This is a genomic window from Paenibacillus sp. EKM301P (genome assembly GCF_011800295.1).
Lineage (GTDB): Bacteria > Bacillota > Bacilli > Paenibacillales > Paenibacillaceae > Paenibacillus > Paenibacillus polymyxa.
The window spans coordinates 164,227-182,534 of sequence record NZ_JAALFM010000004.1; the positions used below are offsets into that span (position 1 = coordinate 164,227).

An 18,308-nucleotide genomic window follows, 5' to 3' on the forward strand; every position below is an offset into this window, starting at 1 on the left:
TTAATCCCGGCTATTAAAGATACCGATTAGGCGGATCAGTTCCAGCAAGGAAACGAGAGCTGCAGCCACATAGGTCAATGCAGCAGCATTTAAAACTTTAGCTATACCACGTTCTTCATCACTACGGATAAATCCTTCAGAAACCATGATTTCCCGTGCGCGATTAGAAGCATTAAACTCAACAGGCAATGTAATTAATTGAAAAGCAACAGTAGCCGAGAAGAAGATAATACCCAGACCGATCAGGTTCGTAAAGCTAAATAAGAAACCGGCAATCAGCAGAAATGGTGCAATCCCGGAAGCAAAGTTTACAATCGGAAAAATCCGGTGGCGAAGTGCCAGCATAGGATAATGCTCTTTATGTTGGATGGCATGACCGACTTCATGGCAAGCCACAGCAACCGCAGAAATGGATTTTTCGTAATAAACGGGCTCAGACAAGCGCACCACTCGTTGTATCGGATCATAATGGTCAGATAGCGCGCCAGGTACTGGCTCAATAGGCACATCGTGCAAGCCATTGCGATCCAGCATGTGCCGAGCTGCATCATAACCAGTCAGTCCATTTTCGTTTGGAACATCAGACCATTTGTTAAACGTACCTTTTACACGAAATTGCGCCCATAAGGATAATCCGAACGCAAGAATAATCAATATATACATACCCATCATAAAGCAACCCTCCATTATTGTTCATACTACTAGCTCGGGTATCTACATCATAGAACTATGCTCCAACAGATACTTCAAAGCCTCAATACAAGCAGCGCTTTGTGGCAAAAGACCGGTAAGCAGCTTGCGAGCTTGGACGGGCTTGAGCTGTCCGAGAAGAGGTTGTAGTTCATTGACTTCACGCTCTAGACGCTGCATGTGCATTTCTAGACTCGTTAGTTTGTCAGTGACGTGCTCTTCTCCTGCAACGGAGTTCCATTTAATCAGTGTCTGTCTGATTTCCTCGAGGCTATACTTCTCTTGTTTCATTTGGTTAATACGTTCAAGCCTGTTTAAGGTTTCACCATTATAAAGCCGATAATTTTTCAATGATCGTTCTTCAGGTGTGATCAAACCGAGTTTAGTGTAATAATCAATCGTTCGTTCGCTGACACCAGCCGCTTTGGCTAGTTCACCAATTCGATATAGCTTCATATCCCCATCTGTCTTCACCTCGCGCTCTTCGTTCAATCTTCAATAATAACATCTTAAACCGAGAGTTTATAAAGGATATTTTACATGATCCTCAACCATACAGTCAAACGTTATGCTTTTGATGAACACAAACGAGCTATTTATATAGTTAGAAAATATGACATGAAAGCTTTAAAGGCTTATTTTTTTAACATAATAAAAAAAATCTTGTCAACTTTCATGTATTCTGCTTATAATGACAATAAGAATTTCACGAAATGTAAAGAAACCTAACATTCGAGGGAGTGGTCTTCATGAGAAAAAAGTGGTTAGTTGTATTATTGGCCATGCTGACGGTTCTGGCTTTTCCTGTAGGTGCGTTCGCTGCTGACGGGCCCACAAATATCCAACTTCAAGCTGGACTAAACACGGCCTTTACGTTCTTGGCATTTATACTTGTGTTTTTCATGCAAGCGGGATTTGCATTACTGGAGGCAGGCTCGACACGAATGAAGAACGCGGGTCATGTCGCTGGTAAAACGATTCTCACGACGGGTGTTGCGGCTTTGTCCTTCTGGGCTCTCGGATTTGGCTTCGGCTTCGGCAATGATGGTGGTAACGGATTTATGGGGCTGACGGGTTTCTTCATGAGCGGGACAGATGCTGCTGCATCGTTTGATACTCTTTCAGGTTTGGATGTTCCAATTACGATTATGTTTTTGTTTCACTTTGCTTTTGCTGCGGTATCTCTTTCGATCGCATGCGGGGGGATGGCAGAGCGTGCAAAATTAAGTGTATACATTATTTTCGGTATTTTGTTCTCCATCGTGATCTATCCAGTTGTAGCTCACTGGGTATGGGGCGGTGGCTGGCTTGGCAAGTTGGGAATGCAGGATTACGCTGGTTCAACAGTAGTCCATCTGACAGGTGCTACGGCAGCACTCGTCGCTACGCTGCTGCTCAAACCGCGTCTGGGCAAGTTTAATAAAGATGGCAAGCCGAACATTATCCCTGGTCATAATCAGGTGTACTCTATCTTGGGTGTTATTATTCTCTGGTTTGGCTGGTTTGGATTTAACCCAGGTAGTGCTGTTTCTGCGATGAATGACGGATTCTTTGGATATGTAGCCCTGACTACAAATATTGCTGCGGCGGCAGGCGGAGTTTTCGCATTGCTCGTATCTTGGATGGTATACGGAAAAGCAGATATTCCAGCTATGCTAAACGGTGTACTGGCAGCCTTGGTTGCCATCACAGGTTCTTGTGCCTTTGTAGCACCTTGGGCGGCATTGGTCATTGGCGCAGTTGCAGGAATCGTCACTTTCTTTACAGCGCAATGGTTTGAGCGTGCGAGAATAGATGACCCGGTATATGCTTTCTCCGTACATGGGGTTGCAGGGATGTGGGGCGCGGTATCCACAGGGTTTTTCGCTACTCCTGAGCTTGTAAAAATAACAGGTGTAGGTCAAGCGGGTCTGTTCTATGGTGGTGGTTTTACGCAATTAGGAGTACAGTTGCTTGGACTGATTGGCACTTTGGCATTCGTATTCGTCATTTCCTTCATTATTCTGGGTGCGATGAAAGCAATTATGGGGATTCGCGTTACGGAAGAGGAAGAAACGATGGGACTTGATATCAGTGAACACGGTACGTACGGCTATCCAGAGCAAATGAAGTTAGTTACCGAAGCTGAAAAGCGTTCTGGAATTGTCAGCTAATATGTAAAATATAAAGAGCCAGTATGGGTGAGCGGAGGAGATGGAAGTATGGAACTGCAAAATATGGCCCCTTGGGTGAGTTCCGCCGAAGCGATTGATCATGCTGACACACCTGAGTCGTTAAGGCAGGCCAGGATCGATTCTCAGAAATGGCTGCTGGCTTCCCAAGCCTCCGCTCCGTTATCAGACTGGTTACGAACGGCGAATGAAATGCATGACCGCATCGCGGCCAGAGCTGTACAAATGTGCGAAAAAGGGATGGTTGAGGATGGCTTTGGGCCTCCTCCCGTCCCTTACGCATTTATAGCCTTCGGAAGCATGGGGCGCTCGGAATCGACGCTGTGGAGTGACCAGGATAACGGTATGATTATCAGTGACCTTGTGTCTGCTGACAAAGAATTGTATTTCAGCGAGTTTGGTCGCAGAGTGTCTGCGATGCTAGAGTATTTGGGATATCCCAAATGCGAGGGGAAAGTGATGTGTTCAGAGCCATTGTGGCGCCATACATTGTCTGGATGGCAAGAACAGCTATCCAAATGGTCGGAAGATTTTGCTTGGGAGCCGATTCGTTATCTTATTATCTCGTCTGATATGAGACATATCGCAGGCGATCAGCAATTGTCTGCAGAATGGAAGCGAAGTTTTTATAAGTTGTTCCGAAAACATCCCGATTTACCTTCAGCCGTACTTAGGAACACGGTAAGGCATAAAGCGACACTTAATATTTTAGGTCAGATCGTTACCGAGCGATTCGGTGAGCATGCAGGTGATTTTGATGTGAAATATGGGTTATACATTCCGTTGGTGAACGCCGTCCGTTTTTTGGCATTGCAACATGGTGTAGAGGAAACTTCTACCTTGAAAAGGCTCAGGCGTCTCGCATCACTTGAAGCGGCACCGTTGCCTTTACTTGATGCTTGCGAGCGAGCTTTTCGGAATGCACTTCAGCTTCGAATGGCTACTCCGGTAAAGGAGAAGGGTGGATTGCTTCTCAGTAATGGCTATTTGGCCGTCAAGCCGCTGAAGCAAGGGAAAGGCTGGCATGAGCTGCGCGAGGCTCTTTCGACAGTACGACGGCTGCATCGTGCGTTGCAAAGGCAGCTGCGATTTATGGAAGGGAGAAGGTCATGAAGGAACCAGCGCAGGGAGGTGGCTTCTGGAGTGCCCTCCGCAGAGGAGGGGTACCTTCGGCAATCGCATCTGTAATGGGGGCTCCTACGGCTCAGCAGATGGCGTTTATTCGGTCCTTAACACGAGAACAACGGCGTTCTGAAGTATTGCGTACCCCGCTGGAGCGTTTGGAGACGGTAGTTTTTGATCTGGAGACAACAGGATTTTCGGCACAGCATGGAGATGAGATTTTATCGTTCGGAGCGATTCGGGTAGTCGGGGATGTGATTATGGAAAAAGAGCAGTTTTATACGCTTGTTAATCCGCGGACTGAGATTCCTAAACACATTACTGAGCTAACTGGGATTACCCGGGAAATGACGGATGAAGCTCCGCCGCTTATGAATGGACTGCATGACTTTATGTCCTTTGTAGGTGGACGGGTGCTTGTAGCGCATGCTAGCGCTCATGATAAGGCCTTTTTAAATGCTGCGCTATGGAAAACATCTAAAGTTCAGTTAACTCACCGTGTACTAGACACAATGATGCTCGCCAAATGGCTGGAGCCACAGCAACACCAAACCTATAGTTTGGATGAATTGTTGGCCTATCAATCCATTCCGATTGAAGGGCGGCATCATGCGTTAGAGGATGCGAAGATGACCGCTAAGCTATGGGTGGCGTATGTTCAGGAAATGCTGAAGCGTAATGTGACCAATTTGGCAGATATCTACGCGCATTTAAGCCATGCCTGATCAGTACAAGGCATAACATCTGACCTCACATAATAACAGCAAGTTCGCGATTTTCGTGGGTTTGCTGTTTTTTTGTGTCCTGTTCAGATTTTAGAAGGTTAGAGGTGGGAGCAGTATGGGCATCCTATGGGGAAGGATAAAGGTCATTTAGATGAAAGATAGGTGATAAGACTTTGAAAAGATTTCTTTTCATCAGAGCAATAATGGTATTGGTTATGGTCGGGGCTTCATGGGGAATTATTGCAAACACAGTCAATGCAGCAAGCCTTCCCGTGAGAAATGCACGGTTGGAAGAAAAATACAAGGGTGAAAAAGAGCTTGAAATAGAGAAGAATGTAGGGACTGAATCAGATGCGGCAGAGGTAATGAAAAGAATCAAACTTGGACAACAGCTTCCTTCTATGATTTTAAAGGGATTAAACGGCAAGTCCTACGATGTAGGGGCTCCGCGAAATAAAGCGATGATCATTAGCTTTTGGGCTTCGTGGTGCGATCCGTGCCGATTAGAAGCGCCTATGCTGAATGAATTGTATAGTAAATACAAACATGCTGTAGATGTGTATGGCATCAATGTAACCCGTTATGATCGATTAGAGGATGTGCAGAAGTTTTCCCGTTCTTTGGCCCTCCGATTCCCCATTTTACTGGATGAACAAGGAGCATTTTTTGAACAATTTGGAGGAGCGGCTTTCCCAACTCATGTTACGATTGACCATCATGGACATGTACGAGAAATCATAATCGGCATGCTCAGTGAACGGGAATTGGAGGGTAAAATAGAAGCTCTTCAAAAAATAAAGTGACTTTAGGGGCCGATTAGACCGCCAAAGTCACTTTATTAGCTCATGCTTGTACTTGATTAGTGGTTAACTAAACCGTGATGAGTAAGCTCTGTTTGTTCATTTTTTGGAGTTGGTGCTTCCAGCAATGCGTAACGGAAGCTGTCCAAGAGAGCTTCCCAGCTCGCTTCAATAACATTTTCAGATACACCTACGTTACTCCAGACGTCCTCGTAATTTTTGGACTCAATGAGCACGCGTACCTTGGCGGCAGTGGCGTCTTTTTCGTCAAGCACACGCACCTTATAGTCAGCCAAATGCATGTCCCGCAAGGCTGGGAAATATTGAGAAAGAGCCTTGCGGAGTGCGTTATCAAGTGCATTGACAGGACCATTCCCTTCAGCTGCGGTATAGACACTTGTCCCTGCAACATTCAACTTTAAGAAGGCCTCGGAGACGACCGATCGGCCCGCTGTTTTTTCCACTAGCACTTTAAAGGATTCAAATGAGAACATTTCCTTTACTTCACCGCCAGCTTCACGAATAAGCAATTCCAGCGAAGCATCTGCGCCTTCAAACTGATATCCCTGATGCTCAAGTTCTTTGATGCGACTAATGACGCCACGTGCCTCATCACTGGACGGATCGAGGGTGATGCCCAGTTCCTGCGCCTTGGATACAACGTTGCTTTGTCCGGCCAATTCGGAGACCAAGACCCGCTGCTTGTTCCCCACCAGTTCGGGAGCGATGTGCTCATAGGTTCGTGAGTCGCGCAGAATAGCTGACACGTGAATGCCTCCCTTATGGGCAAAAGCAGCATTGCCAACATAAGGCTGGTTTACAGGCAGATTAACGTTGGCGACTTCGCTCACAAAGCGAGCTGTATTGTGGAGTTGTTTTAGCTTCTCGGGATCTAGACAGTCGTAGCCCAGTTTGAGCTGCAAGTTCGGAATGACCGAGCAGAGGTTGGCGTTACCACATCGTTCACCGTAGCCGTTGATGGTGCCTTGGACCTGCCTTGCACCTGCTTGAATTGCACTTAGTGTGTTGGCTACTGCCAATTCGCAGTCATTGTGTGTATGAATGCCCAACTGTGACTTCGTTACCTGGCTTTGCAGTGTACTAACAATTTCCTGTATTTCATGTGGCAGGGTACCGCCGTTGGTATCACACATCACGAGCCAATCCGCGCCTGCTTCCTCAGCTTTTTTCATAACGGCGAGTGCATACTCGGGGTTGTTTTTATATCCGTCAAAAAAATGCTCGGCATCAAAAATAACCTCCATGCCCCCTTGCTTTAAAAAGGCGATGGAGTCGTAAATCATAGACAGATTTTCCTCCAATGTTGTCTGTAAAGCAGTGTGTACATGAAAATCCCATGATTTACCGACTAGAGTAGCGGCCTGAGCGCCGGATTCCAGAATCCGTTGCAGATTGACATCTTGCGCTGCGATGCTATCTTTGCGGCGCGTGCTGCCGAAGGCGACAATTTTTGCCTGAAGCCCCAGCTCTTGTACCCTTTTGAAAAATTCGATATCCTTGCTGTTGCTCCCGGGAATCCCGCCTTCAATATAGTGAACACCGAGATCATCGAGTTTTTTGGCGATTTTCAATTTGTCATCAGCAGACAAGCTAATTCCTTCTCCTTGAGTGCCGTCTCGCAGCGTTGTGTCAAAGATAGAAATAGCGGTGGACATGAGGGACTCCTCCTTCGCGGATTGCTCAGATTGGTGATGCTCTGCTTTTTTAAGCACATTAATTTAGTTGTTTAACGCTTAAAAACAGGAAAGCGTTAGTTTGTCGTGTTCGTATGATAGTCGATTATAACAACTAATGACTTCAAATGTAATATATAATTATCTTTTTTGAACACAAAACCTATATTTTTTATGTAAAATAGGAATAGCATTCAAGGGTAACCCAAGTATAAAATCAAAGGACATATTCCTGATCTAACGAGTGAATTACAGTTAAAAAGAAGGGTTGAGCATGAAAGATGTCAGTGCTTATTATCCGGTTGGTGGACGAGTTATTCTGCATGTGGATATGAACGCATTTTATTGTTCCGTTCATGCAGCGGAGGAGCCGGAAAAATATAAAGGATTGCCTACCGCAGTGGCAGGCAGCAGTGAGCTTCGCAAGGGTGTAATTGTAACCTGCTCTTATGAAGCACGACGATTGGGCATTTCAACAGGGATGGTTGTTCAGCAGGCTCGCCGGATTTGTCCGCAGCTCATCGTAATACAGCCTGATTTTCATTTATACCGTCGTTATTCCAAAGCATTTATGAGTATTGCTTACTCGTATACGCCTATGCTGGAAGCAACTTCAATTGATGAATGTTATCTAGATATTTCCGGTTCCAAGCAGTTTGGAACACCTTTGGATATTGCCGAGGAAATCCAGCGTAGAGTAGAAGAAGAGCTAGGCTTGCCTTGTTCAATTGGGGTAGCGCCCAACAAACTACTGGCCAAAATGGCCTCTGATCTGAAAAAGCCACGCGGGATATCTGTTCTACGTTTGCGTGATGTACCCAACATTTTGTGGAACCTTCCATGTGGGCAGTTGTTTGGTGTGGGTCGAAAAACGGCAGACAAGCTTCTACAAATGAACATTCGTACCATTGGGCAACTGGCTAAGGCAGATGAACACATGCTGGTTAGCATATTTGGTGTAACGGGTTCTTGGTTAAAATTGGCGGCAAACGGAATTAATCATTCTCCAGTCAGCACTGAGCGGGAGCCAAACAAATCCATCGGGCACACCACCACCTTGCCTATGGATGTAGTAAAGCTCGAAGAAGCCCAAAGGGTACTGCTTAACATTAGTGATCAGGTAGCCCGGCGGCTTCGACGGCACGGTATGCTGGCAGGAGGTATTCAACTGACGATTCGGACCCCAGATATGAAGACCTTTACGCGTTCTCAAGTCAGGAGTACGCCTACGGAAAGTGCAGAAGACATATATAAGGAAGCTTGTGCATTGTATCGTCGCCATTGGGGAGAGGATAAGCCGGTGCGTTTGTTGGGGATTACGCTGCAACAGCTCATCCCTAAGGAGGAAGCGGCTGTTCAATTAGATCTATTTGAATACCAGGACCAGCCTAAAAAAGAAAGTTTACTGAAAACGATGGATGCGCTGCGCGATAAGTTTGGTGAAAATGCGATTTTGACTGCGGGGATGCTGGGAGATGATCCTTCGGTACTTCTTCGTAATTCCAAGTTGCGCGGAACTTCGCTGCAAAAAGACAATCTACCCACTCCAGAGTGAACTTCGGGGAGGGTTATTGTTGTATCAGTAACACACGCTATAAGCGTTTTTTGCATGAAGGATAAAGGAAAATAATTTGTAATAATATTGGGTTTGTATTAATATGTGAATAGAATGCAAAAGCTGGTTTGTTCGATTGTATAGGAGGAAGAGAAAAGTTATGGCTAAATACACTTGGGTAGAAAAAGATACATGCATTGCTTGCGGAGCCTGCGGCGCTACAGCACCAGACATCTATGATTATGATGATGAAGGTTTGGCTGAAGTGATCTTTGAAGGGGATGCAAACCAAGGCATCAAGGCGATCTCGGAAGACCTGTTTGATGATATGCAGGATGCTTGTGACGGTTGCCCTACAGATTCCATCAAAGTTGCAGACGAACCTTTTAATAAAGAAGGTTAAGTGTAAGTTTTTTGGACAGGCATAGCACCGCCAGTACCCTTCGCCGTATAACGGTGAAAGTATGCTGGCGGTGCTGTTTTTTTATGTGCTGTCCATCAGACCTATTGTGACCGATATACATAATAGTAAGCAAGATTACACGATCAGGAGGATCCGATGGACCATTCGCCTCATCTTAAATCGTATGTAAAAAAGCACCCTGATAATAAAATGGCCTGGTATTTACTCGGTAAAGAGTATGAAAGCAGCGGCCAGGAGGGCAAAGCAAATTATTGCTTCAATCGTGCAGGGGAAGTGTTCGAAGCCTTTGAGCATAAACAGATTCCGGCAGACGTATGGATGGAATATCAGGATAAACTGGTTCAGATGTCCAAGGAGAAGGAGCGGAGAACCGCTCGAACACGCCACCTTCTAACTGCGTTAATGGTACTTCTGCTCATCTGGGTCCCTTCAGCCAATTCACCGAGCACTTTACCTGAGAGCGCATCCGTTCCATCCGGAACTGAGGACGCAGCGATTGATCATGCCGAAGTTGCAAAAGTGGCTACTGCAGATCCAAAGGAGAGGACGCAGAACGGTGAGACTTATGTTGGTGGTGTGTTTACGGCTCAAGCCAGGCAAGGAAGTGGGGCTGGAACAGCGCTTACGGATATGTTGGCAAAGACGAGTCAAATGCCGTCCAAGACCACGGTGCTGGGCATGGAGCAGAGCGGGGCGTGGCTGATCTGGAGAGAAGGCATGAAGCCGTTACTTAGTGTACAGAACAAGGGAAACGGCGGATTAGCTGTTCAGTCTTACGACGCCGCTGCATGTGCTTGCAAGCCGTCAGATAGTGAAACTCTCCGCAAATCAGGTCTAAAATGGGCTGCCGGACAGGAAGAACTGGCTGTGCTGAATAGTGCCATGCGTGCATTTCGCTCGCAGCATCAACGTCTTCCCCAGAGTCTTGAGGAACTGACCCGAGATTTTCCCGATAACACGATGTACGGTACGACTGACGGGATGAAGAAGGCTTTTACACCTATGCGCAATTTACTTGCTTCTCCAGGACAGGGAACAGGGAAAGATCAGAACACTGGCGCAGCGGCTGAGAAAAGTCTATTGCTGGCATCGTCATTGCACGGGCGTCCTTTTCTGGGGCAACCGCTACGAATTGTGATAGACAAATCCAAGCACAGGCTAGCATTGGTGAGCGGCAATATACTTATTCGCAATTATCCCATCGGTTTGGGCGGAGAAAGAACACCGGAAGGGAAATTTGTGATTACCGATAAAGTCGTAAATCCGAACGGCAAATCCAACGGTGAGTTTGGTAGCCGTGGTATGCAACTGTCTGCAACGAATTATGCTATCCATGGTACGAACGAGCCAGACAGTATCGGCAAAAATGAGTCACTGGGTTGTGTCCGCATGGGGAAGGAAGACGTGGAGGAATTGTTTGCATTCGTACCTTCAGGTACGGAGGTGGTCATTGGTAACGGGGGACTGCCTGATCAAGTGCTTGTACCTGGTTCCCGATTTACGAGTGAGCCGCAGCACGACCAGACGAATCCCCGCAAAACCTATCACTGGCTAAATTAACGTTGTGGTGCCGCTGCTACTTGTTGATTAACGATTTCCTGCTTGTGCTAAAACAATGACCAGAACAATCACAATGATGAGTAGAACAAAGCTGATGGCGGTCCATACGATCGCTTTCTTGTTCACCTCATCCTTTTTCTTTTGCAGACTGGGCGGTTTACGCTTGGTCTTCATATCAGCAATCCCTCTTTTCTTGCGGGCTAAGATCCTGTCTTACTATGTCCATTGTAAATGGTTTGATTATACATTTTCAATGACATCTCCATGACAACTGAATTGTTCTGATGTTGGACCTCGCAAATTACTTTCTTTTTGGTATGGAAAAAGCTAAACTATTTTGTAGAGATGTTTTTTTAGGATTGTGCAAGGGCATAGAACGGAGTGGATGAATCGTGTTGTATCGAAGGATCGCGAAACCTGTTTTTTTCAAAATGAGTCCAGAGAGGGCCCATCATGTAGTCATTGACGGCTTAAAACATGTTGGCTCACTTCCTGGTGGAGCGGCGACGTTGCGAGGGATGTATGGAGTCAAGGAAACGGAAGATCTTGCCGTTGACCTGTTTGGCATTCATTTTCCCAACCCGATTGGACTGGCTGCGGGACTGGATAAAAATGCTGAAGCGGTTGCCGGTTTTTCTTCCATCGGTTTTGGTTTTATGGAAGTAGGCACGGTGACACCTGTCGGACAGCCCGGCAATGATCAGCCCCGTTTGTTTCGACTGCCTCCCGATGAGGCATTAGTCAATCGGATGGGCTTTAACAATCTGGGTGCTGAGAGCATGGCCCAACGTTTGGCTACCCTTAAACATCGACCTGTACCGGTTGCTGTTAATATCGGCAAAAATAAAGTTACGCCAAATGAGGATGCCCATAAGGACTATGAGAAGTGTATTTCCGCACTGTATCCGTATGCGGACTTCTTTGTAGTGAACATTAGTTCGCCCAATACTCCGGATTTACGAAAACTCCAGCATGGCAGTGAACTGAAGTCATTACTGGAAGCGGTTCGGGCAGAGATGGGAGTTCAGGCGACAAAGTATGGTAAAGCCAAGTCTGTACTGGTCAAAATTGCGCCGGATGTATCGGACGAGGAATTGGAATATATGACAGATGCGATTGCAGCTAGCGGAGTGGACGGCATTATTGCAACGAACACGACGATATCCAGAACTGGTCTGACGCATCGGAATGCAAGTGAAACCGGAGGATTGAGTGGTAAGCCGCTACGTGACCGTTCCACAGAGGTCATTGGACGGGTGTACCGCCAGACGGAAGGGAAGCTGCCTATTATTGGATCAGGCGGTATTTTTACCAGTCGTGATGCCTATGACAAAATTAAAGCAGGCGCTAGCCTGATTGAAATTTATACAGCATTGATCTATGAGGGGCCGGAAGTAAACCGGGCTATACATGCCGGTCTGCGTGAGCTGCTTCGAAAGGACGGCTTTAGACATATTACCGAGGCTGTTGGTGCAGCTCACAGATAAAAAAGTGTTGTCGGAAGAGACAGGAGGTACGGGGATGGACGGAAGAGACTGGGGAACATTTTTGCTGCCATACGATCAGGCGGTGGAAGAGCTTAAGGTCAAGTTCAAAACAATGCGTGCGGAGCTGAAAAAGCGCGAGGAATACGCTCCTATCGAATTCGTAACTGGACGGGTTAAAAAAATATCCAGCATCCTCGATAAGGCGAAGAGATTACAGGTTCCACCTGATCAGCTGGAGACGGGGATCGAGGATATCGCCGGCATTCGCATTATGTGTCAATTCGTAGAGGATATCCGGCGGGTAGCCGAATATATTCGAAGACGTAAGGATTTGACGGTATTGTATGAAAAGGACTACATCACCAATTATAAAGATAGCGGCTATCGCAGCTTTCATATGATTGTGGAGTACCCGGTTCAGACAGCAGTGGGGTTAAAGATTGTGCTGGCAGAAATTCAGATCCGTACGTTGGCTATGAATTTTTGGGCAACCATAGAGCATTCTCTTAGCTATAAGTATCGTGAGAGCTTGCCGGATGATATGCGGGCCCGGTTGAAAAAGGCGGCGGAGGCAGCCTTTGTGTTGGATAATGAAATGTCTTCCATCCGTCTTGAAATATTGGAAGCGCAGAAGAAGTTTGAGGATGAAGCCAATATCGTATCCAAAGTCCTAACAGGCATGCATCGTCTGTATTTCTACCATAAAATTAGTGAAACGATTGAGGCGCAGCGCAGATTTAATGAACTGTGGGAGCGGCACGACATGGAAGGAATCAAGCAGCTGCATGATGAGGTCAAGGAGATGCTGGAAGCTTCAACTAAGGAAGAAGACAGGGATGAGTTTTAAATGGTGAACCCTTCCTATGAACCGTTGTACGTGACTTATTTGGTATACTTCAATCGGGATCGGGATTACTTTGAATGTCATGAGGTACTGGAAGAGCTGTGGCTTAAGCTGGACCGAGACCCTGTATATAAAGGTTTGCTGCAAGTTGCTGTAGGACTGTATCATTTTCGCAATGGTAACTATCGTGGTGGATACATGATGCTGGACAGTGCGGTACACAGGTTGGAACATGCTTCTTCGCAGGCGCTGGGTATTAATATGGCGAAGCTGGTAGACGAGGCGCGCGCTTGCGCCCGGCAGCTTGCTGAAGCTGTTATGGAAGGTTCGGAAGAGCTTCATCGTCAACCGCCGATTTATCGGGACTTGACGATTGAAATCATCGAACCTGGGCTGCGTCGGGCCGTGGAGAAGGCAGCGTTGTCCGTTCCGGTCAACGTCCCTCAGCAGAGAGGTCCTCGGCGTGGCGAAAAGCATGAGCAGCGTCAGCAGGCGCTGGAAGCTTCGATTAGGCGAAGACAGGCTGCTGGCAGCTTACGCTCAGCTACGGTGGAAACGAAGGATGCGCCTTGATGTTGTAGCGCATAATAAACGAGCAGCCCGATCCGTTTTATAGGGATCGGGCTGCTTTATCATTGTCAGACGTGAGGAGATTTGTCTAAGAGGTCACGTTCTTTTTATATTTCTCAAAGAAGGTTTTGAAATCGTCGAGTGTGTATCCGTTGTCTGAAGGACTTTCCTTCAATCCACCAACCATACGTTCCTTTTCCACGCCTTTTTCGTAATAAACAAGCGTGGGAGTATACTCAATCTTGTACTTGTCCCAGCCAGCCTCATACTCACGTAGGTTAAATTCGTGCATCGTGATATTCTCCTGCTTGCTCAAAGGCATGAGCTTGGGAGTAGTGGCACGGCAGTGAACACAGTCGGAAGCGAAATGATAGACGAAAAAGCTTTCCTTTTTGTCAATTTTACTTTGTAAATCTTCTGGCTTAATAATTTGCTGATAGTTCGGATCATTTAGCAGTTCCTGGGTAGCAGGATTTAACGAGGCTGTGGAAACGCCGTACAGCTTGTTTTTAGTGCCCGAGTTTAAAGCGAGCAGCACTCCAAGCAAAATGACAAGCACAACAAAAAAGCCAATGACAGGGATAAGCTTTTTTTTGTTGGATTTTTGTGCGTTCAATGGAATCTCTCCTATCAAAATCTAAAATATGTAACTATGAACCTCATTATTATACAACATTACAGCTTGTAGTGAAAGTTTGTAAATCACACAGATATTGCCGGATAACAGGTTGATTATGGTACAATAAAATTTATTTTAACAGGACAGGATGATTACGATTATGGGTGTACAGCTCCCCACAGCATTTGTAAAGCGCATGGAACAACTGCTCGGTGATGAATTTGAGGCTTTTATGGCTGCCTATGACCACACGCCCCATGCCGGGATTCGCGTCAATACATTAAAAATTCCAGTAGAGGGCTTTAAGGAACGTTCTCCGTTCGAACTGCGGCCGATTCCGTGGTGCCCCACAGGTTTTTACATTCCGCACGGCACTAAGCCTGGACTTCACCCTTACTATCATGCTGGGTTGTACTATGTACAGGAACCAAGTGCGATGTCTCCGGTTGAACTGCTCAATATAGCTCAGGGTGAAGCTGTTTTGGACTTGTGCGCTGCACCGGGGGGGAAATCAACCCAAATCGCAGCCAAACTGCAAGGAAGTGGCGTACTGGTGACCAATGATATTAGCGCCGATCGAACCAAGGCGCTAGCTAAAAATGTGGAACTGTACGGTGTGCGCAATGCCGTGGTATTGAATGAAAGCCCGGATCGTATCGCAGATGCTTTTCCTCATTTCTTCAACAAAATTTTAATTGACGCACCTTGTTCGGGTGAAGGTATGTTCCGTAAGGATGAAGATATGGCCAAACAATGGGAGACACACTCGGTAGAAAAATGTGTGGTCATGCAACGGGACATTTTGCGTGTAGCGGCCTCGATGCTGAGCGATGGGGGAAGAATTGTCTATTCGACCTGCACCTTTGCCCCGGAAGAAAATGAAGGAATGATTGCGGAATTTCTGGAGGCTCATCCCGATTTTAACGTAGTCCCTGTTCCTTCGGAAGCAGGTTTTGCACCAGGCCACCCGGAATGGATGAATGAAGAGATTGCATCGGCACATCCGGAACTGCGAGGTACAGCACGCCTATGGCCGCATCTTGTAGAGGGTGAAGGGCATTTTATCGCCATATTGCAGCATCAGGGTGGTGGTCGTGTCACTTCGACAGCAGATCACACTGAGTCAGGGGAACTGGCTCCATATACGAACAAGAATGAAAGAATATTAAAAATAGAAGCAGCATATTCGCACAAGAAGCAACATTTGCCCGTCAAGGAAGCGCTGCTCCCAAGTGTCCAAGGAAGGCGCACGACTGATGAGCCTAAACGAACCGGAAAAGGAATGGGCGGAAAGTCAGGCAAAGGAAAGACCACGCGCGGCTTTGATGGTAACAAGTCACGTATGGGCAAAGAAAATGCAAAATCTGCTGTACGCTCCCCGCATGATGTGTTGGAATCTTATCATCAATTTGTTCAGGAGCAGTTGGAGGTTTCATTTGCAGGCTACACGGTGGTCTACGGAGATCGAATTTATCAGTCGCCGCTGGCATCACATCGTTTGGACGGGCTTAAGGTGGTACGTCCGGGCTGGTTTATGGGAACCGATAAGAATGGTCGTTTTGTACCTTCACATCCACTGGCGGTGGCTTTGCGCCCTTTTGAGGCGGTTAGAAGCATCAACCTTTCCAGCTCGGACGCTGAAGCCATCCGGTATTTAAAAGGTGAAACCTTGTCCATCCCTGTTGAGAGAATGGAGCTTCGGAATGAAGTCCAACCCAAGGGCTATACTCTCGTGTGTATTGATGGTTATTCGGCCGGGTGGGGCAAATGGCAGGATGGCATGCTTAAAAATGAATATCCTACAGGCTGGAGGTGGACATCGGTATGAGTGGAAAAGGAAGACAAACTCAGCGTTTGGACAAAATTTTAACCCATATGGGCTATGGTTCCCGTAGTGATATCAAGAGACAGGTAAAGCAAGGTATGATCACAGTAAACGGACGGATCATCAAGGATAGCGGCTTACAGGTTCATCCATATCAAGATCAAATTGAAGTGAACGGCGAACTTGTTGTTTTTAGAGAGTATATTTACATTATGCTGCACAAGCCCCCAGGTGTTATATCTGCAACCGAAGATACGAGGGAACGAACGGTGCTGGATTTGCTGAGTGCGGAGGAACGACATTTCGAGCCTTTTCCAGTAGGGCGGCTAGATAAAGATACAGAAGGCCTATTGTTATTGACCAACGATGGCAAGCTGGCGCACGAACTACTATCTCCGAGGCGTCATGTCCCCAAAACGTATGAAGCTACGGTGTTGGGACTTGTCACGGAGGAGGATATCCTTCAATTTACAGCAGGAGTGGAACTGGACGATGGGTATGTCACCCTTCCCGCGCAGTTGACGATTCTTCGGCATGAACAGCCGCATCAGGCAGATGGGGAAGTCATTTCCTATATTTCGCTTGTAATCCATGAAGGTAAGTTTCACCAAGTGAAGCGCATGTTCGAGGCGGTTGGTAAAAAAGTGACCTACTTGAAAAGAACAGCCATGGGGCCATTGAAGCTGGATGATCAGCTTCCACTGGGCAGCTATCGAGAGCTGACTAGCGAAGAACTGGCATTGATCGGCCGTGATATAGTTTCCGCAACATCAGAAGCTTGATGGTAAGATTAAATATAAATGACGCACAGACTCGTACGAGATTCCTGTGCGTCATTTTAGGATATAGACAATTAGACAGAGCAGTATTCATAGGCAGTCTTCGATAACAAATCGTAATTTGCGAATTATTGTGCGCGTGCTGCCCGATTTTGTTTCACTTCCGCTGCCTTATAAGCTGTAACCTTGTTTTTACCTGTCGTTTTGGATATGTACATGGCTTGATCGGCCTGTTTGACGAGTTCATCCGGGTTCATTTCCTTCTTCACAGTACTGTGTCCGACACTGATAGTGACGATGCTTTCCTCAGCAACACGTTCGCGGATTCGTTCTGCGACCAGCGCCACCTTGGCCCGACGATCCACAACCATTGCGACCAGTTCCTCGCCACCGTATCGTCCGGTCAGCCCGATTTCATCCAGTTCGTCCTCCATAATCTGTGCCACCTGCTTGAGAACTTCATCCGCACGAGCATGGCCCTGCGTATCATTCAGCTTTTTGAAATTGTCAATATCGCAAAAAATGACCGACACGCGGATTCCCTGGTCCATATATCGTCGTAGTCGCCCCGAAAAATATTTACGGTTATACAGTCCTGTCAGGCCATCGGTAATGGAAGAACGATAAATCCTTTGGAGTAGCTCCACAATCCGTTCAAACAGGATGACAAATAACGTAGTGTAGTACAGCAATGGTAAAAATGACATCCACAGGATTGTGTTTGATCCGTCTGCTTCTTCAGGGATGTCAATTCGCAGCCAGAGAAAACCAAGCCAGAGCAGATAAGTGAATAGGCCTGCCATAAATTTCTTTGGCTGTCCGATTCGCGGGGTGATGAACAGAAGGCTTAATATAAGCACTAACACTCGATAAAACAAAGTGAATCCAACCAACTTCACTGGGCTAATCCAAGTAGGCAGCAAACCTAAAGTCCAAGCCATTACCGGCAGTATTAATAACGCAGCCAGCAACAGCAAGACCCATTTTTCCATAAGCTTTAGCTTTCGGTAAAGCTGAAATACAGCGGCATTGATGAGCACGAAGGCAAACGCCTCCAAAGCATTTTTCCACACGATTCCCTGCAGTTGCATTTGGCCGCCGCCTGCCGAATAGAGATTCATCGCTTCATATGTCATAATAAAAATAGCGGCAACCGAAAAAAGGATATAGGCTTTTTTTCGTTGTCTGCTATATATGATCACGCACATTAGCGCCATCATGAGTATAATATACAAACCGCAGGCTGCACTTATGGCCCCGGCCAGAGATGGGGAGCCCAAGGTTCCCAATAAGGACAACAACGTCAACATCACCGACTCCATTTGTAAAATTAATCTATCTATTGAACGGACGATATCGTTCCGATACAATAGACAGGATTTATTCCAGTTAAAATGTTATAATTTTCTTTTGTGCCTAACATTTATTCTCAATATATCATCT

Annotated in this window: 18 protein-coding genes; 12 read left to right on the forward strand and 6 right to left on the reverse strand. The window is 46.5% G+C overall.

Annotation, left to right across the window (positions count from 1 at the left end; translation table 11 throughout):
- Both HFD99_RS12180 and HFD99_RS12185 read right to left on the reverse strand, forming a co-directional pair.
- A complete protein-coding gene (locus tag HFD99_RS12180) occupies positions 1–672 on the reverse strand; it encodes a zinc metallopeptidase (protein WP_016819733.1) in 672 nt (223 codons plus the stop codon).
- Positions 673–714: 42 nt separating this feature from the next.
- Positions 715–1,146 (reverse strand): MerR family transcriptional regulator, encoded by a 432-nt coding sequence (locus HFD99_RS12185; RefSeq protein ID WP_043886097.1) that lies wholly within the window; start codon positions 1,144–1,146, stop codon positions 715–717.
- Positions 1,147–1,439: 293 nt separating this feature from the next.
- On the opposite strand from HFD99_RS12185, the gene HFD99_RS12190 reads away from it, so the two are divergent.
- From HFD99_RS12190 to HFD99_RS12205, 4 genes are all read left to right on the forward strand, one after another.
- Complete coding sequence (locus HFD99_RS12190; RefSeq protein ID WP_025364563.1) at positions 1,440–2,843, forward strand: ammonium transporter; 1,404 nt, start codon at positions 1,440–1,442, stop codon at positions 2,841–2,843.
- Positions 2,844–2,891: 48 nt separating this feature from the next.
- Positions 2,892–3,974 (forward strand): DUF294 nucleotidyltransferase-like domain-containing protein, encoded by a 1,083-nt coding sequence (locus tag HFD99_RS12195; RefSeq protein ID WP_017425836.1) that lies wholly within the window; start codon positions 2,892–2,894, stop codon positions 3,972–3,974.
- Positions 3,971–4,708: an exonuclease domain-containing protein gene (locus tag HFD99_RS12200; RefSeq protein ID WP_031463245.1), complete on the forward strand. Its 738-nt coding sequence runs from the start codon at positions 3,971–3,973 to the stop codon at positions 4,706–4,708. Before HFD99_RS12195 ends, HFD99_RS12200 begins: the two co-directional genes overlap by 4 nt.
- A 173-nt stretch (positions 4,709–4,881) precedes the next feature.
- Positions 4,882–5,511: a TlpA family protein disulfide reductase gene (locus HFD99_RS12205; protein WP_031463246.1), complete on the forward strand. Its 630-nt coding sequence runs from the start codon at positions 4,882–4,884 to the stop codon at positions 5,509–5,511.
- Between the two features lie 56 nt (positions 5,512–5,567).
- Here HFD99_RS12205 and cimA read toward each other — a convergent pair whose 3' ends face one another.
- Entirely contained in the window at positions 5,568–7,184 is a 1,617-nt protein-coding gene (gene cimA / locus HFD99_RS12210; RefSeq protein ID WP_039277020.1) for a citramalate synthase, read from the reverse strand.
- Between the two features lie 292 nt (positions 7,185–7,476).
- Between cimA and HFD99_RS12215 the strand changes: the two genes are divergently transcribed.
- The 3 genes from HFD99_RS12215 (at position 7,477) to HFD99_RS12225 (ending at position 10,741) form a co-directional block, all read left to right on the forward strand.
- A complete protein-coding gene (locus HFD99_RS12215; protein ID WP_016819741.1) occupies positions 7,477–8,757 on the forward strand; it encodes a DNA polymerase IV in 1,281 nt (426 codons plus the stop codon).
- 160 nt (positions 8,758–8,917) lie between these two features.
- The gene (locus HFD99_RS12220) at positions 8,918–9,160 is read left to right on the forward strand and encodes a ferredoxin (RefSeq protein WP_013309730.1); all 243 of its coding nucleotides are present in this window, start codon (positions 8,918–8,920) and stop codon (positions 9,158–9,160) included.
- Between the two features lie 156 nt (positions 9,161–9,316).
- Complete coding sequence (locus tag HFD99_RS12225) at positions 9,317–10,741, forward strand: L,D-transpeptidase (RefSeq protein WP_039277024.1); 1,425 nt, start codon at positions 9,317–9,319, stop codon at positions 10,739–10,741.
- A gap of 27 nt (positions 10,742–10,768) precedes the next feature.
- Here HFD99_RS12225 and HFD99_RS12230 read toward each other — a convergent pair whose 3' ends face one another.
- On the reverse strand, positions 10,769–10,915 hold the full coding sequence (locus tag HFD99_RS12230; RefSeq protein WP_016819743.1) for a hypothetical protein: 147 nt from the start codon (positions 10,913–10,915) through the stop codon (positions 10,769–10,771).
- 218 nt (positions 10,916–11,133) lie between these two features.
- On the opposite strand from HFD99_RS12230, the gene HFD99_RS12235 reads away from it, so the two are divergent.
- The 3 genes from HFD99_RS12235 to HFD99_RS12245 are packed head-to-tail and all read left to right on the forward strand — an operon-like array spanning position 11,134 to position 13,645.
- Positions 11,134–12,228 carry a quinone-dependent dihydroorotate dehydrogenase gene (locus tag HFD99_RS12235; protein WP_039277026.1) on the forward strand — a complete coding sequence of 365 codons (1,095 nt, stop codon included), beginning with the start codon at positions 11,134–11,136 and terminating at the stop codon, positions 12,226–12,228.
- A 34-nt stretch (positions 12,229–12,262) separates the two neighbouring features.
- The gene (locus tag HFD99_RS12240; protein WP_016819745.1) at positions 12,263–13,075 is read left to right on the forward strand and encodes a GTP pyrophosphokinase; all 813 of its coding nucleotides are present in this window, start codon (positions 12,263–12,265) and stop codon (positions 13,073–13,075) included.
- Positions 13,076–13,645: a DUF309 domain-containing protein gene (locus tag HFD99_RS12245; RefSeq protein ID WP_031463249.1), complete on the forward strand. Its 570-nt coding sequence runs from the start codon at positions 13,076–13,078 to the stop codon at positions 13,643–13,645. It begins immediately after the preceding gene.
- Between the two features lie 85 nt (positions 13,646–13,730).
- On the opposite strand, the gene HFD99_RS12250 is transcribed toward HFD99_RS12245, so the two are convergent.
- A complete protein-coding gene (locus HFD99_RS12250) occupies positions 13,731–14,258 on the reverse strand; it encodes a thioredoxin family protein (protein ID WP_039277029.1) in 528 nt (175 codons plus the stop codon).
- Between the two features lie 163 nt (positions 14,259–14,421).
- Here HFD99_RS12250 and HFD99_RS12255 point away from each other — a divergent pair, with 163 nt between their 5' ends.
- Positions 14,422–16,089: an RsmB/NOP family class I SAM-dependent RNA methyltransferase gene (locus tag HFD99_RS12255; RefSeq protein WP_039277031.1), complete on the forward strand. Its 1,668-nt coding sequence runs from the start codon at positions 14,422–14,424 to the stop codon at positions 16,087–16,089.
- Positions 16,086–16,868, forward strand: coding sequence for a pseudouridine synthase (locus HFD99_RS12260; protein WP_019686917.1), 783 nt, complete (start codon positions 16,086–16,088; stop codon positions 16,866–16,868). Before HFD99_RS12255 ends, HFD99_RS12260 begins: the two co-directional genes overlap by 4 nt.
- Positions 16,869–16,993: 125 nt before the next feature.
- On the opposite strand, the gene HFD99_RS12265 is transcribed toward HFD99_RS12260, so the two are convergent.
- Entirely contained in the window at positions 16,994–18,175 is a 1,182-nt protein-coding gene (locus HFD99_RS12265; protein WP_039277035.1) for a GGDEF domain-containing protein, read from the reverse strand.
- Positions 18,176–18,308 lie beyond the last annotated feature (133 nt).